Genomic DNA, 14,217 nt, shown 5'->3' on the forward strand with positions numbered 1-14,217 from the left:
ATTAATTAATTACACTTAAACCGGACAAACAAGTGTAACTTTTATCTTTGTCGGAAACGGTTACTAACACACTGCGCACAGCCGCGAATCAAACGGCCTGCGTCGGTTGTATCAGAACATGAAACGCGGATATTGAATTGTCTGAGGCAATCGCACGCACTTTCCGGGTGAGCCCAGTTAAAGTACGGCGGGCATCAAGGAATCTTTCGGTCGATGCGCGGTGAAAAATCTTACGCACTGGAAGGGGGCGGAACTGCGGCCAGCACCGCTGGCCGCCAAGACTTACCCGGCTGGCTTGTCGCCGTACCAACGAGGCGTATACACCCACTGGCCACCCTCGGCACGCGGGAACACGCAGGTGGTGGAAGAGCCGACCAGCACCATGGTGCGCATGTCGACCTGATCGGGGGTCAGATCACCCAGCGTGGTGACACGCAATGTCTGGCCTGGACGACCAATGTCCCGCCCCAACACCACCGGCGTTTCAGCGGTGCGGTGCTGCGCGACAATCTCCAGTGCCCGACCCAGTTGCCAAGGACGCGACCGCGAGATCGGGTTGTAGAACGCCAGCGCCAGGTCGGCCTGAGACGCCAGGTCCAGCCGCTTCTCGATGATTACCCAAGGCTTGAGGTTGTCCGACAGGGACATCACGCAGAAGTCGTGCCCCAATGGCGCGCCGGCCTGGGCGGCCGTTGCCAGGGATGCGGAGACGCCTGGAAGAATCTCCAGATCGACGTTGTGCCAACCCGGCTCACTCGACTCGTGCAGCGCTTCGAGCACGGCGGCCGCCATGGCGAATACGCCCGGATCTCCCGACGAAACCACCACCACCGACCGCCCTTGGGCCGCCAGTTCAAAGGCGTGGCGAGCGCGCTGCATTTCTTCGCGGTTGTCGGTGCAATGCAGCACTTGATCCTCGCGAAATGGCCCGGCCATGCGCACGTAGGTTTCATAACCCAGCACGTCATTGGCGCGCGCCAGTTCATCCTTCACCGCCGGCACCATCAGTTCGGCGGCGCCAGGGCCCAGGCCGATCACGGCCAGACGACCGCGCGCACGCCCGATCTGTGCAACCTCCAGTGGCTGACTGGCCACCGCGATCGCGATGCCGGTATCCGCCGCCACGACGGTAGCGTTCGGCGCGGTGTCGCGGGCCAGCTCGCTGACGCCGCCGCTGACCGAGGCAAACCGCAGCGGCACACCCAGCTCAAGCGCCGCGTCGCGCAACGCAGGGTTGGCCATGTGCAGATCGCTGGCCAGCAGGCACGCCAGCGATTGCACGGCGATGTTTGCCTGATGCAGCGCCCCGCGAATCGCGTTCGGCAGATCCGCCACCTCGGCGTTCACCGCCACCAGCACACTGCGCGGGTAGATCAGCAATTCATTGGCCGCCGGCGTGCGCTCGGCACTGCCGACATGAATCGACAACGGCGCCTGCGGATCTTCCGGCAGCTGCGCTTGCGCCAGCCACGGCGCGGTGCCTTCGATGCGCACACTTTGGCCGGCGAGCAGATCCGAGACAAAACGTTTGCCCAGTTCCAGATCGCCGAGGGCGTAGCCGCTGGGTGGATTGAGCAGGCAGGTGCCGAAGCGCAGTTCACCGCTGGTGGTGATCGCCGCCGCCACCTCAAGACCGGCAGCAATCTCCCGCGCCATGACGTTCACGCCACCGAGGCCACCCAGCAGCGGCACCACGGCACTGCCGTCTTCGGCCACGGCCAGCACGGGTGGCTCGGCGCCCTTCTCCAGCAGTAACGGCGCCAGGGTGCGGATCACGATCCCGGCCGCACACAAGGCAATGATCGGCGTGTCCTGCTGATAGAACTCACGCACGGTCGCGCCAAACTCGTGATAGACACGGTCCGCGCCTTCAACCCGTCCGGCCAGGCCATGAATCAAGGCGCCGGGGTAGACCTGCTGGATCTTGCGTGCGGTCGCGAGGCTGCCATTGCCAAGAATGACAATCGCCGGAACTGGACGGGCCATCAACCTTGCCACCGTTCGCCGGGAACGATGATCAACGAGAAGTACGGCGAGGACATCGGCTCGACCTGATCCAGCGGCACGATCTTCTGATTGGCCATGGTCGCGCGCTCGACGTACAGCGCCCGCTCCGCCAGCCCCAGTTCTTCGAGCACCTGACGGACCTTGGGAAAGTTGCGTCCCAGCTTCATGATCACCGCCGCATCGGCATCGGCCAGGCGACGCTTGAGGTCCTCGTGCGGCAATACGCCCGAGAGCACAGACAGGCTCTGATTGCGATACACCAACGGCGCGCCCAGCACCGAAGCGCCGCCGAGCATGGAGCACACACCCGGCACCACTTCGGCTTCGTATCGTTCGGCCAGACGATCGTGCAAGTACATGTAGGAGCCGTAGAAGAACGGATCACCTTCGCAGATCACCGCCACGTCTCGACCGGCATCCAGATGCGCGGCGAGTTCTTCGCCCGCCGCATCGTAGAAATCGCTGATCACTTGCTCATAAGACAGCGGCGCCGGCAACGCTTCAGTGGTCACCGGATACACCAGCGGCAGCAGCGTTTGTGCGTCCTGCAAATGCGCTTCGATGATGCCGAAGGCGTTGCCCTTTTTACCCTTGGCGACGAAGTACGCCACCACGGGCGACTCGCGCAGCAAGCGCAGGGCTTTGACGGTAATCAGCTCCGGGTCACCGGGGCCGACGCCCAGGCCGATCAAGCGTCCAGGCTGCTGCATCATTCAATCTCCGTGGCGAGGGCATTGACGGCGGCGGCGGCCATGGCGCTGCCGCCCAGCCGGCCTTGCATGATGACAAACGGCACGCCGCGACTGTCGGCCGCCAGCGCCGCCTTGGATTCGGCAGCGCCGACGAAGCCGACCGGAAAGCCGAGGATCAGCGCCGGCTTGGGGGCGCCGGCATCGAGCATTTCCAACAGATAGAACAGCGCGGTCGGGGCGTTGCCGATCACCACCACGCTGCCTTCCAAATGCGGACGCCACAGCTCCAGGGCGGCAGCGGAACGGGTGTTGCCCAACTCTCGGGCCAGTTCCGGAACGCTTTCATCGCGCAGGGTGCAAATCACTTCGTTGTTGGCCGGCAACCGCGTGCGGGTCACGCCTTCGCTGACCATCCGTGCGTCGCACAGGATCGGCGCACCGGCGGCGAGCGCCTCACGCCCGGCCTTGCCCGCGCCTTGCGAAAATTGCAGGCCGTCGATGGCGTCGACCATGCCGCAGGCGTGGATCACCCGCACCGCGAGTTTTTCCAGATCGGCCGGGATTCGCTCGAGGTTGGCCTCGGCACGAATGATCGCGAAGGAGTTGCGATAGATCTCCTGACCGTCGCGGATGTAATCAAGCATCTAAGGGGCTCCGTGAGCGGGCGTCGAGCAAGGCCGCGACCGCTTCAATAGTAAGATTGCGTGCGTGCAGCGCGCCGAAACCCGGCTGCGCTGCATCGCGAAAATAGAGGTCGTAATGACCGGAAGAAACCGCCAGCAACGTGACCGGCGCGATGTGCGCCGCCGCGCAGGAACGCGGGCAGCCGGACAGGTGCACGTTCAGCGTCTGGCCGTGACGTTGCAACAGCGTCGCCAGTTGCCGGGCATCGCCCTTGGTGTCAGCCAGGCCTTTGCCGCAGCCGGTCGAGCCGGTACAGGCGATGAGATGCGCCAGGGCATCGTCGGCCGAGCAGCGCAGGCCGAGGTGTTCAAGGCTGTGGATAACGTGAGGCGCCTTGCTGCCATGGACGCCGGGCACCAAGAGGCTTTGCCAGGGCGTGAAACGCAGCGTGCCGTCGCCCTGTTCGCGGGCCAGTTGTGCAGCGCCTCGGAGCATCGCTGGGTTGAGGCGGCCCAGCGGCGGCACTGCGCCGATGTAGACACGACCGGCATCACGCTGTGGATGAGCGCCGATATGCAACGCATCTGGATTTGCCTCGCGCCGCCACGCCTCGATGGGCATCAACGGCACTCGCTCGGCGAGACGCGCGAGAAACCCCTCGAGCGAACATTCGGCGAGCAGGTGCCGCATGCGGGTCTGCTCGGGGCGCGCCAGTTCCAGGAACAACTCCAGCACCGCAACTACCAGCGCATGCCCCTGCTCCAGCGACACCGCGCCTGCGGGCAGGTCGACAAGGCAACCCGCCAGGCCGAACACAAACACTCGCTCACCGTCGCGCTCAGCAGCGGACAACCAAAGATCATGCGAGTGTTCGAGCATTGCCAGCCCTTCGCCGCCATCCAGTTGCACCGCAAACTTGGCGCTGAGGTCGTGAAAGCGTTCATCGCTTTGCAGCGTGGCGAGGATCTGTTCAGCCAGCGGGCGCGTATCGATCAGCATCTGCCGATCAATGCCTGCGCCGGGGCTGAGCATCAGATTGCGCACGTCATCGACCGCCGCGCTGGTCGGGCCGAGTCCGGCCGCCATCAGGCTGTCGATCAAGGCAGCGTGCTCACCGCCGATCCCGCGAATCTGCAGGTTGGCGCGGTTGGTTGCCTCGATCACCCCGCCGGCGAAATGCTCGGCTGCATTCGCCACCGCTTCGGCCTGAGCCGCGCTGATCGAACCGCCATTCAACTTGATCCGGCAGATGCCGCCGTCCAGTGCCTGGACGATACGCAACAACCCCGGACAGGCCGAGGGGCGTAAAGCGGTGGACATCGGGCGTTCGTTCAAGGGATGGACCGGCTGGCTGGCAGCGCCGTGGTGGGCGAAAGGTCGCCATTATGCCTGCTTTGCCCGAGCGCATGAAAATGCCTGCCGGTCGGAATTCGTGTTTCAGGCCATCCGAAAGCGTAACGAACTCCCCCGTCCCTTGGGCGGTTTACAGTTCATAGTCCTCGAAGTTGAATTTAATGCCTGCCAGCGCCTCTTCCACGCTGGATCGACGAGCGTCCATTACCCGCCGTGAGATCACCACCTTTCGAGCCAGGACATCCAGCTGATTCATGACTTGCGATATATCCCAAAAAAGGTATTCGGTATTCATGCTTGACTTGATGAACCTGATATTACTGACCACTAACTCCATATCCCCATTTGCGTTGTAGCTAATCGGCATTATCTTAAAGTCGAAGGCCTTCCCACTCACCCCCTTGACCTTCTTTAACAGTTCAACGTCTTTTTCCAGTGCAGCAAGTCCCAGATTCACCCCTTCCACCTGGTCACGGCTGAGAATAGGAGAAGCCAGCTTCGACCAGACCTGCCGCACACTTCCATAAAACTGCGTTTGAACATGCTCAATCGGCGGATGATCACGATTCCAGCCATGCGACCACAGTACATCGGCGTAATAATCGATCCAGCGTCCGGGCCGGATTGCGCTGTTGTAAGTATTGTCCGCTTGCCGCTGTGCCAGATAAGTACAATTCAATGCGAAACGATAATCCTCGCGCGACTGTCCTTGAACACCGGTCAGCAAGATATCCCCCACCAAGGCTGCATTATGTTTCATATCATCCGTTATCACAGTCATATCCATATCCATTAACGCCATAAAGGCGACTATCCATCTAACTTGAAAAGTAGTTATTCGAAAACAAATCAAGCATGCCTTACAGCAAATTTTAAACTTGACCCAAAAACAAAAATAACAAAACCAACCCAACACCAAACAAGTTTTCAACCACATAAGTTTTCAAAAAAACGCCGCCTGCTCCGGCAATGGAGCAGCGCCAGATAACAGAAGCCGCGTTATCATGCCGCCCTTGAACATGAACCCTGGATTAAGGAACGGCATGGCACCCTGGCTAACGGTTGTGGGAATCGGTGAAGACGGCTTCAAGGGCCTGGGCAAGAATGCCCGGCGCGCCCTGTTGGGCGCCTCGCGAATCTTCGGCGGCCAGCGGCAACTGAATTTGTTGCCAGCGTGCATTCGTGGCGAGCGGCAGTTGTGGCCCAGTCCGTTTTCCCTTGACCCCGTTCTGGCGCTGCGTGGCGAACCGGTCTGCGTGCTGGCCAGCGGTGATCCGATGTTCTTCGGCGTCGGCGCCAGCCTGGCCCGGCAAGTGTCTGACGCTGAAATGCTGATCCTGCCCGCGCCCTCCTCCTGTTCACTCGCGGCGGCGCGAATGGGCTGGCCCTTGCAGGAGGTGGTGACGCTTTCGTTGGTAGCCCGGCCCCTCGCCGCACTGAACGCGCAGTTGTTCAGCGGCGTGCGTTTGCTGGTGCTGAGCAACGATGGCCAAAGCCCGGCCGCCGTTGCGGCATTGTTGCGTGAACGCGGTTTCGGTCCGAGCCGTCTCAGCGTGCTGGAACATTTGGGCGGCGCAAACGAACGGCGCATCGATGGGGTGGCCAATGACTGGAACGATCCAGCGGTCGCCGATCTGAACCTGATCGCCATCGAATGCATCGCCGCGCCGGACACCCCGCGGCTCTCACGACTGGCCGGCCTACCAGACTCGGCCTTCCAGCACGACGGTCAACTGACCAAACGCGACGTCCGCGCGATCACCCTTGCGCGCCTGGCCCCGGTACCCGGCGAACTGCTGTGGGATGTCGGCGCCGGCAGCGGCTCGATCGGCATCGAATGGATGCGCGCCCACCCCAGTTGCCGCACGCTGGCCATCGAAGCCGATGAAGGTCGGCAGCTGTTGATCGAACACAATCGCGATGCCCTCGGCGTGCCCGGTCTGCAATTGATTCGCGGCAGTGCGCCGCAGGCCCTGGCCGGGCTCGAACTCCCGGATGCGATTTTTATCGGTGGCGGGGTCACCCGTGAAGGTGTGCTCGACACCTGCTGGGCGCAACTCAAACCCGGTGGCCGATTGATCGCCAACGCCGTCACGTTGCAAAGCGAAGTCACCCTGATGACCTGGCGCGAACGCCACGGCGGCGAGCTGACCCGCATTCACGTTGCCCAGGCCCAGCCGCTGGGGGAGTTCGACACCTGGCGTCAGGCGCTGCCGATTACCTTGCTGGACGTGACGAAGCCCCTCGATGCGTGACGAAACCGCCGAACAACCCGCCCCGCTGCGCAGCGGCCTGACCACGGGCAGTTGCGCCACCGCGACCAGTCTGGCAGCGGCCCGTTTGTTATTGGGCGGGATGAGCGCTGACGCCGTGGAGATCGTGCTGCCCAAGGGCAAGCAGGTGCGGATGCGCCTGGAATTCTGCCGCCTGATCGACGACGGCGCCGAAGCCGGGACGATCAAGGATGCCGGGGATGACCCCGACGTGACCCATGGCGCGTTGCTGTATTCCCAGGTGCGACTGCGCGGCGAGCCGGGTATCCGTTTCAGCGCCGGGCGTGGCGTCGGCACGGTCACCCGGCCGGGGCTGGTGCTGGGCGTCGGCGAGCCCGCGATCAACCCGGTGCCACGCAAAATGATCACCGAGCACCTGACGTTGTTGGCCGAAGAACTCGGCTATGGCGGCGGTTTCGAGGTCACGGTCAGCGTCGAGGACGGCGAGGCGCTGGCCTTGAAAACCATGAACCCACGACTGGGCATTCTGGGCGGGTTGTCGATCCTCGGCACCAGCGGCATCGTCCGGCCGTTTTCCTGTGCGGCTTACATCGCCTCGATCCACCAGGGTATCGATGTGGCCAAAACCAACGGTTACCTGCACATCGCCGCCTGTACCGGCAACGCCAGCGAGGACACCATGCGCCGCGTCTACGACCTGCCGGAAATCGCCCTGATCGAAATGGGCGACTTCGTCGGCGCCGTGCTCAAACACTTGCGCAAAGTGCCGGTGGATAAACTCAGCCTGTGCGGCGGCTTCGGCAAGATCAGCAAACTGGCGGCCGGGCACATGGATTTGCACAGCCGGCATTCCAGCATCGACCTGCCGCAACTGGCCGAATGGGCCGCCACAATGGGCGCCGACAAGGCGCTGCAGCAAGGCATTCGCGACGCCAATACCAGCCAGCAAGCCTTGGCGATGGCCAGCGCGGCGGGCATCGCCCTTGGAGATGCGGTGTGTCAGCACGCGTTGGACTTCGCCCGCAGCGTGGTGCCGGCGCAGGTTCAGGTTGAAGTCTTTGCCATCGATCGCCAGGGCGGAATTGTCGGCCATGCAGGGGCTTTTCAATGAAGCGTATTTTGCTGCTGGGCGGCGTGACCGAAGCCTTGGCCATCGCCCGCACGCTAGGGCCGGAACACATCTATAGCCTGGCCGGTGTCGGTCGCGTGCCGACGGACCTGACCTGCCTGGTGCGCGTTGGCGGCTACGGCGGTGCCGAAGGCCTGGCGCAGTTCATTCGCGATGAAGGGATCGATCTGCTGCTGGACGCGACCCACCCCTACGCTGCACAAATCAGCCACAACGCCAAGGCCGCCGCGCAGCTGAGCGGCATTGCATGCTGGGCGTTACGCCGCTCTGCCTGGCAGCCACAGGCCGGGGACGACTGGCGCGACGTCAGCGATTGGACCGAACTGATCGAAGCCCTGAAACCCTTCCGCCGACCGCTGTTCACCCTCGGCCGCGAACCGTTGCAGCACCTGCACGAAATTCCGCCGGAGCAATTCTGGACCTTGCGCGCACTGGACGATTACCCGGGCAACGAACGCTGCGAAGTCATCGGCGCGCGCGGGCCGTTTCTGATCGAGGATGAACGGGAGCTGTTTGAACGTCGGCAGATTGATGTGCTGATCAGCAAGAACAGCGGCAGCACCGCGACCGAACCGAAACTGGAAGTGGCGCGGGAGCGTGGGGTGCCGGTGATTGTGTTGCAGCGGCCGGTGTTGCCGGGGGTGGATCGGGAGTTTGGATCGGTGAGTGAGTTGTTTGCTGCACTGGCGGAATGCAATCTGCCGGACGCCTAAGTAATTGTGTCGAGGGAGCTTGCTCCCTCGCCACAGGGTTGTATGCCGACCGCAATTCATCCGGCATTTCGAATCATAGCCGCTACACTCTTTTGAACGTGCACTGCGACACCACACCGCACGCCGCTTTTTTACTTATCGGCCCTGATCAGGCTAAATAGCCGCGACTGATCGCCCACCCAACGGATTTTGTCCCATGTCCCGACAACGGCTAGCAATTGCCTGGATCGCCTGCTTCGCAGTGCTGTTCAACATGCTCGCCATGCCGATGACCGGAGCCATGGCGCAGTCGGCGAAATCACCCGCCGAGCAATTGTTGTGGGGCAGTTTCTGTACGTCCAGCGGCACGAAGATGGTGGCGATTTCCTTGGGCGACCTTGAGCAAAAAGCCCCGCAGAACGACGACCATTCCAACATGCAACATTGCTGGTGCTGTTCCGGTTCCGCGCCGTTGGTGGCGTTGCCGGGGCATGCGCCACAACTGTATTTCGCTCGTTTCGAAGCCAATCGAAGCGTGCCTGCCACCGCTCTCGACACCCCCACCCCGCGCCAGCAATGGCCGAGCCTCAACCCCCGCGCGTCCCCTCTGGTGTGATTCCTTCTCGCAATTGAACTGCGTCTTGAATCGCTCTGGAGAACTGCCATGTTGAACAAACTCATCGTTCTGGCTGCGTTGCTGCTGCCTGCCTGCTTTGCCAATGCCCACGAATACAAGGTCGGCGAACTGCAGATCGCTCACCCGTGGTCCCAGGAGTTGCCGCCCAACGCGCCAACCGTAGCGGCCTATTTTGTTATTCAGAACACCGGAAAAGCCGCCGACCGTCTGCTCAGCGTCGACTCGCCGATTGCCGGTGAAGCGCAATTGCATGAGCACATCATGCAAAACGACCTGATGAAAATGCAGCAAGTGCCGAGCGTCGAGATTCCTGCCGGTGGCAACGTCACGTTTGCGCCAATGGCCTATCACGTGATGCTGGTGAATCTGAAAGACCGCAGCCTGCTGAGCGACGGCAAGCGTTTCCCGCTGACCCTGCACTTCGAAAAATCCGGTGACGTGACGGTCGAAGTCGCGGTGCAGAAGAAGCCACCAGAAGTCATGCAGATGCACACCCACGCCCAGTAAATCACTGAGCTGAACATACCCATGCGCCCGCTTAGCGCCAGGTCATCCGCACACCGTCGTCAGTCGTCAAGCCTGACGCGCGGCAGCTGGATCAGCCTGTTCGCCATGCTGATGATCTTTATCGGCCCGCTGATTTCTCAGTCGATGCCGATGGATCAACGCGCCTCGTCGATGTCGATGGACATGAGCATGGACATGTCGGCCATGGAGCACGCCAACCACGGCGCGCAACCCGCCGCCGAGCACTGCCCGCCCAAAGCCTCGCACCACGCGCTCTGGGAAAAATGCGGCTATTGCAGCTTGCTGTTCAATTGCCCGGCGCTGACCGGCGGCCAGACCTTCGTCGCGTTCGACACACCAACAGCCACCACCTTCACCACTCCCTCCCCTCGCTTGGGCCATGCCCGGCACACCGTCTTCCCCGGCGCCCGAACCCGCGCCCCACCCATCGTCGCGTAAACACGCACCTCTGATTTCACACGGTTTTGCAGACAGCCACAGGCTGTCCGCCGTGTCGTTTACGACTGCTCGATGGAAATTGTCATGTCCAGGTTTGCTGTTGACACACGCTTGAGCCCTGCCCAAGCTTCTTTTGCCCCGAACGAATCGAGTATTCGTTTCAGGCACGCCACCGCCGTCCTTTGCAGCGCATTGCTGACATCCACGGTGCTGGCCAACGAACACGCGGGCCACGGTGAAGAACTGAGCCCGACGGTGATCACCGCCATTGCGCCGAGTTCGCCGCTGACCATCGTCACCAACCCCAAGGACCCGCGCCAACCCGTTCCGGCCAGCGACGGTGGCGACTACCTGAAAACCATCCCCGGCTTCGCCCTGGTACGCAACGGCGGCACCAACGGTGATCCGGTGCTGCGCGGCATGTTCGGTTCGCGACTGAACATCCTCACCAACGGCGGCCAATTGCTCGGCGCCTGCCCCGGCCGGATGGACGCGCCCACCTCCTACATCTCGCCGGAAACCTACGACAAACTCACCGTCATCAAAGGTCCGCAAACCGTACTGTGGGGACCGGGCGCATCGGCGGGCACGATCTTGTTCGAGCGTGAACCGGAAAGCTTCGGCGAACTCGGTACCCGCGTGAACGCCAGCGTGTTGGCCGGCTCCAACGGCCGTTTTGACAAAGTGGTGGACGCCGCTGCCGGCGGGCCGCTGGGCTACGTGCGCGTGATCGGCAACACCGCGCACGCCGACGACTACAAGGACGGCAACAACGACACCGTGCCGTCGCGCTACGACAAATGGAACGGTGACGTCGCGCTCGGCTGGACGCCGGACGCCGACACGCTGCTGGAGCTGACCGCCGGCAAGGGCGATGGTGAAGCGCGTTACGCCGGGCGCGGCATGGACGGCTCGCAGTTCAAGCGTGAAAGCCTGGGCTTGCGGTTCGAAAAATCGAACATCGGCGAGGTGCTGGACAAGGTCGAAGCGCAGATCTACTACAACTACGCCGACCACGTGATGGACAACTACACGCTGCGCACGCCATCGGGCACCGGGATGATGGCCGGCCCAATGGCTTCCAACGTCGACCGCCGCACCCTCGGCGCGAGGATCAAGGCGACTTGGCGCTGGGCCGATGTGCAGTTGATCAGCGGCATCGATGCGCAGACCAACGAGCATCGCCAACGCGGCAGCATGGGCGTCGATACCTACAAGGACCTGCCGTATACCAAGGACGCCGACTTCCATAACTATGGCGTGTTCAGCGAACTGACCTGGTACGCCGCTGACCGTGACCGGTTGATTACTGGTGCACGCCTGGACCGTGCATCGGCCAAGGATTACCGGCAGACCACCGGTTCCGGGATGATGACCCGCCCCAACCCGACCGCCGACGAAACCCGCGCCGACACATTGCCAAGCGGCTTCCTGCGCTACGAGCATGACCTCGCCGACAGCCCGACCACCCTCTACGCCGGCCTCGGTCACACCCAGCGTTTCCCCGATTACTGGGAACTGTTTTCGCCCAAGTCCGGCCCCGCCGGATCGGTGAATGCCTTCGATTCGATCAAGCCTGAAAAAACCACCCAGCTCGATTTCGGCCTGCAATACAAGACCGAAGACCTCGAAGCCTGGGCCTCGGGTTATGTCGGCCAGGTGCGCGATTACATCTTGTTCAACTACACCCCGACCATGATGGGCACCACCTCCCAGGCGCAGAACATCGACGCGCGAATCATGGGCGGCGAACTCGGCGCGGCCTACCAGCTGACCAGCAACTGGAAGGCCGACGCGACCCTGGCCTACGCCTGGGGCAAGAACAGCAGCGATGGCAACGCATTGCCGCAAATGCCGCCGCTGGACGCGCGTTTCGGCCTGACCTACAGCGAAGACAACTGGAGTGCCGGTGCCCTGTGGCGAGTGGTCGCGGCGCAAAACCGCATCGACCAGAACAAGGGCAACGTGGTCGGCAAGGACTTCGACAAGACCTCCGGTTTTGGCGTGTTCTCGCTCAATGGCGCCTACCGTATCAACAAAAACTGGAAGGTCAGCAGTGGCGTCGACAACCTGTTCGGCAAGGCTTACGCCGAGCATTTGAACCTGGCCGGCAACGCCGGTTTTGGCTATCCGGCCAATGACCCGCAGGCCATCAAAGAACCGGGGCGAACGCTCTGGACCAAGGTGGACATGAGCTTCTAAGAGTATCGCGGGCAAGCCCGCTCCCACATGGACAGTGGAGAACCTGTGGGAGCGAGCCTGCTCGCGATCGGTTGCGCAGCAACCGCAAAACAAACAACTAAAAGAACCATGCCAAAGCGGAGCACACGTGATGAAACAGCCCAAAGTAAATTTCTACAACCTGGCCTGGCGCTGGCATTTCTATGCCGGTCTGTTCGTCGCGCCATTCATGGTGATGCTGGCCTTGACCGGCGTCATCTACCTGTTCAAGCCGCAACTCGATCCGATGATGTACGGCAGCCTGATGAACGTACCGGCCGGGCATCACAGCATCCCGGCCGACGACCTGCTCAAACGGGTGAAACAGGCGTACCCACACGCCACGATCAAACAGTACCTGCCGCCGGTCAACGCCGAGCGCAGCGCTCAGTTTGTCGTGATCAATGGCGGTAGCGAACTCAACGTATTCGTCGATCCCTATCAGGGCGACATCCTCGGCGAGCAAGACGCCAAGAAGAATCTGCAAGCGGTGGCGCGAGCGATTCATGGTGAATTGATGATCGGCACCGTCGGTGATCGATTGGTCGAACTGGCTGCTGGCTGGGGCGTGGTGTTGGTGGTTTCCGGCGTGTTCCTGTGGTGGCCGCGTGGCCAGGCGGCCGGTATTTTGTGGCCGCGCCTGACCAGTCGCGGTCGGGTGCTGTGGCGTGATTTGCATGCTGTGACCGGGTTCTGGGGCGCATCGTTGCTGCTGGTGATGCTGCTCAGCGGCATGACCTGGACCGGGTTCTGGGGCCAGAAATATGCGCAGGTGTGGAACGTGTTTCCGGCGGCTATGTGGGACAACGTGCCCAAATCCGATGTCGAGGCCCGCAGCCTCAACACTGCCACTCGCCAGACAGTGCCGTGGGCGATGGAAAACACGCCGATGCCGATGTCCGGTGACCACGCCGAACACATGGCCCACGGTGGCGCAAAAGCCGGCCCCGCCGCACCGACCATCAGCCTGCAAGACGTGCAGAACATCGCCGTGCAACGCAAGGTCGAGCCGGGTTACAGCATCACCTTCCCGACCACCGACACCGGCGTGTTCACCATCGCCGTGTTCGCGGACGACCCGCGCAATGACGCCACTTTGCATGTCGACCAGTACACCGGCGATGTCCTCGCCGACGTGCGCTACGAGCAATACGGGACCGTCGCCCGCGCCACAGAGATCGGCGTGATGTTGCACGAAGGCAAGATGTTTGGCGTGTTCAACCAGATCGTCGTTCTGCTGATCTGCCTGATGATTTTGCTCAGCGCGGTCAGCGGCGTGGTGATCTGGTGGAAACGGCGTCCACAAGGCAAGTTCGGTGTTCCACCGCTGCGCCACGACCTGCCGAGATGGAAAACCGCGATGGTCATCATGTTCGCTCTGGCCGTGGCGTTTCCGTTGGTGGGGGCTTCGCTGGTGGTGGTGTGGGTGCTGGATCGCGTGCTGTTTTCGCGATTCACCCGGCAAACTGAATCGGCCTCACCTTCTTCATGAAGCAGGCGAGATGCGCGATGTAGACGAATCTGTAGACTTGCCGCGCTTAGCTCGGCATCATCTTTAGTGTTACTGTATAACTCAAATACAGTGTTTTGATCAGCAGGCTCGCTCCCCAGGATTTGCGCGATCCCTGTGGGAGCGCGCTTGCCCGTAATGGCGTCATCAGCA

Annotated in this window: 13 protein-coding genes; 8 read left to right on the forward strand and 5 right to left on the reverse strand. The window is 62.1% G+C overall.

Annotated elements, in window-relative coordinates; all coding sequences use genetic code 11:
- Positions 1–282 precede the first annotated feature (282 nt).
- The 5 genes from cobJ to AC1ROI_RS21130 form a co-directional block, all read right to left on the reverse strand.
- On the reverse strand, positions 283–1,986 hold the full coding sequence (gene cobJ / locus AC1ROI_RS21110) for a precorrin-3B C(17)-methyltransferase (protein WP_102594510.1): 1,704 nt from the start codon (positions 1,984–1,986) through the stop codon (positions 283–285).
- Positions 1,986–2,717 carry a precorrin-2 C(20)-methyltransferase gene (locus AC1ROI_RS21115; protein ID WP_010463910.1) on the reverse strand — a complete coding sequence of 244 codons (732 nt, stop codon included), beginning with the start codon at positions 2,715–2,717 and terminating at the stop codon, positions 1,986–1,988. Before AC1ROI_RS21115 ends, cobJ begins: the two co-directional genes overlap by 1 nt.
- Positions 2,717–3,343: a precorrin-8X methylmutase gene (locus tag AC1ROI_RS21120; protein WP_010463912.1), complete on the reverse strand. Its 627-nt coding sequence runs from the start codon at positions 3,341–3,343 to the stop codon at positions 2,717–2,719. Before AC1ROI_RS21120 ends, AC1ROI_RS21115 begins: the two co-directional genes overlap by 1 nt.
- On the reverse strand, positions 3,336–4,643 hold the full coding sequence (gene cobG / locus AC1ROI_RS21125) for a precorrin-3B synthase (RefSeq protein WP_102594509.1): 1,308 nt from the start codon (positions 4,641–4,643) through the stop codon (positions 3,336–3,338). Before cobG ends, AC1ROI_RS21120 begins: the two co-directional genes overlap by 8 nt.
- 163 nt (positions 4,644–4,806) lie before the next feature.
- Positions 4,807–5,478: a hypothetical protein gene (locus AC1ROI_RS21130; protein ID WP_010463916.1), complete on the reverse strand. Its 672-nt coding sequence runs from the start codon at positions 5,476–5,478 to the stop codon at positions 4,807–4,809.
- Positions 5,479–5,719: 241 nt separating this feature from the next.
- On the opposite strand from AC1ROI_RS21130, the gene cbiE reads away from it, so the two are divergent.
- From cbiE to AC1ROI_RS21170, 8 genes are all read left to right on the forward strand, one after another.
- Entirely contained in the window at positions 5,720–6,931 is a 1,212-nt protein-coding gene (gene cbiE, locus AC1ROI_RS21135; protein WP_102594508.1) for a precorrin-6y C5,15-methyltransferase (decarboxylating) subunit CbiE, read from the forward strand.
- Positions 6,924–8,021, forward strand: a complete 1,098-nt coding sequence (locus tag AC1ROI_RS21140; protein WP_102594507.1) for a cobalt-precorrin-5B (C(1))-methyltransferase — start codon at positions 6,924–6,926, stop codon at positions 8,019–8,021. The genes cbiE and AC1ROI_RS21140 overlap by 8 nt, the downstream gene beginning before the upstream one ends.
- Positions 8,018–8,752: a cobalt-precorrin-6A reductase gene (locus AC1ROI_RS21145; protein WP_102594506.1), complete on the forward strand. Its 735-nt coding sequence runs from the start codon at positions 8,018–8,020 to the stop codon at positions 8,750–8,752. Before AC1ROI_RS21140 ends, AC1ROI_RS21145 begins: the two co-directional genes overlap by 4 nt.
- Before the next feature lie 196 nt (positions 8,753–8,948).
- Positions 8,949–9,347 (forward strand): DUF2946 domain-containing protein, encoded by a 399-nt coding sequence (locus tag AC1ROI_RS21150; protein ID WP_010463920.1) that lies wholly within the window; start codon positions 8,949–8,951, stop codon positions 9,345–9,347.
- A gap of 48 nt (positions 9,348–9,395) precedes the next feature.
- Positions 9,396–9,875 (forward strand): copper chaperone PCu(A)C, encoded by a 480-nt coding sequence (locus tag AC1ROI_RS21155; RefSeq protein WP_010463921.1) that lies wholly within the window; start codon positions 9,396–9,398, stop codon positions 9,873–9,875.
- Positions 9,876–9,896: 21 nt separating this feature from the next.
- Positions 9,897–10,334 (forward strand): DUF2946 domain-containing protein, encoded by a 438-nt coding sequence (locus tag AC1ROI_RS21160; protein ID WP_102594505.1) that lies wholly within the window; start codon positions 9,897–9,899, stop codon positions 10,332–10,334.
- Between the two features lie 84 nt (positions 10,335–10,418).
- On the forward strand, positions 10,419–12,536 hold the full coding sequence (locus AC1ROI_RS21165; RefSeq protein ID WP_102594504.1) for a TonB-dependent copper receptor: 2,118 nt from the start codon (positions 10,419–10,421) through the stop codon (positions 12,534–12,536).
- Between the two features lie 130 nt (positions 12,537–12,666).
- The gene (locus tag AC1ROI_RS21170; RefSeq protein ID WP_102599743.1) at positions 12,667–14,046 is read left to right on the forward strand and encodes a PepSY-associated TM helix domain-containing protein; all 1,380 of its coding nucleotides are present in this window, start codon (positions 12,667–12,669) and stop codon (positions 14,044–14,046) included.
- The last annotated feature ends 171 nt before the right edge of the window (positions 14,047–14,217 follow it).

The sequence above is a fragment of the Pseudomonas sp. GW823-FHT02C02 genome (genome assembly GCF_058797635.1).

Coding starts and splice junctions, on each gene's coding strand:
- cobJ (WP_102594510.1), bottom strand. CDS start 1,986: ATGGCCCGTCCAGTTCCGGCGATTGTCATTCTTGGCAATGGCAGCCTC.
- AC1ROI_RS21115 (WP_010463910.1), bottom strand. CDS start 2,717: ATGCAGCAGCCTGGACGCTTGATCGGCCTGGGCGTCGGCCCCGGTGAC.
- AC1ROI_RS21120 (WP_010463912.1), bottom strand. CDS start 3,343: ATGCTTGATTACATCCGCGACGGTCAGGAGATCTATCGCAACTCCTTC.
- cobG (WP_102594509.1), bottom strand. CDS start 4,643: ATGTCCACCGCTTTACGCCCCTCGGCCTGTCCGGGGTTGTTGCGTATC.
- AC1ROI_RS21130 (WP_010463916.1), bottom strand. CDS start 5,478: ATGGCGTTAATGGATATGGATATGACTGTGATAACGGATGATATGAAA.
- cbiE (WP_102594508.1), top strand. CDS start 5,720: ATGGCACCCTGGCTAACGGTTGTGGGAATCGGTGAAGACGGCTTCAAG.
- AC1ROI_RS21140 (WP_102594507.1), top strand. CDS start 6,924: ATGCGTGACGAAACCGCCGAACAACCCGCCCCGCTGCGCAGCGGCCTG.
- AC1ROI_RS21145 (WP_102594506.1), top strand. CDS start 8,018: ATGAAGCGTATTTTGCTGCTGGGCGGCGTGACCGAAGCCTTGGCCATC.
- AC1ROI_RS21150 (WP_010463920.1), top strand. CDS start 8,949: ATGTCCCGACAACGGCTAGCAATTGCCTGGATCGCCTGCTTCGCAGTG.
- AC1ROI_RS21155 (WP_010463921.1), top strand. CDS start 9,396: ATGTTGAACAAACTCATCGTTCTGGCTGCGTTGCTGCTGCCTGCCTGC.
- AC1ROI_RS21160 (WP_102594505.1), top strand. CDS start 9,897: ATGCGCCCGCTTAGCGCCAGGTCATCCGCACACCGTCGTCAGTCGTCA.
- AC1ROI_RS21165 (WP_102594504.1), top strand. CDS start 10,419: ATGTCCAGGTTTGCTGTTGACACACGCTTGAGCCCTGCCCAAGCTTCT.
- AC1ROI_RS21170 (WP_102599743.1), top strand. CDS start 12,667: ATGAAACAGCCCAAAGTAAATTTCTACAACCTGGCCTGGCGCTGGCAT.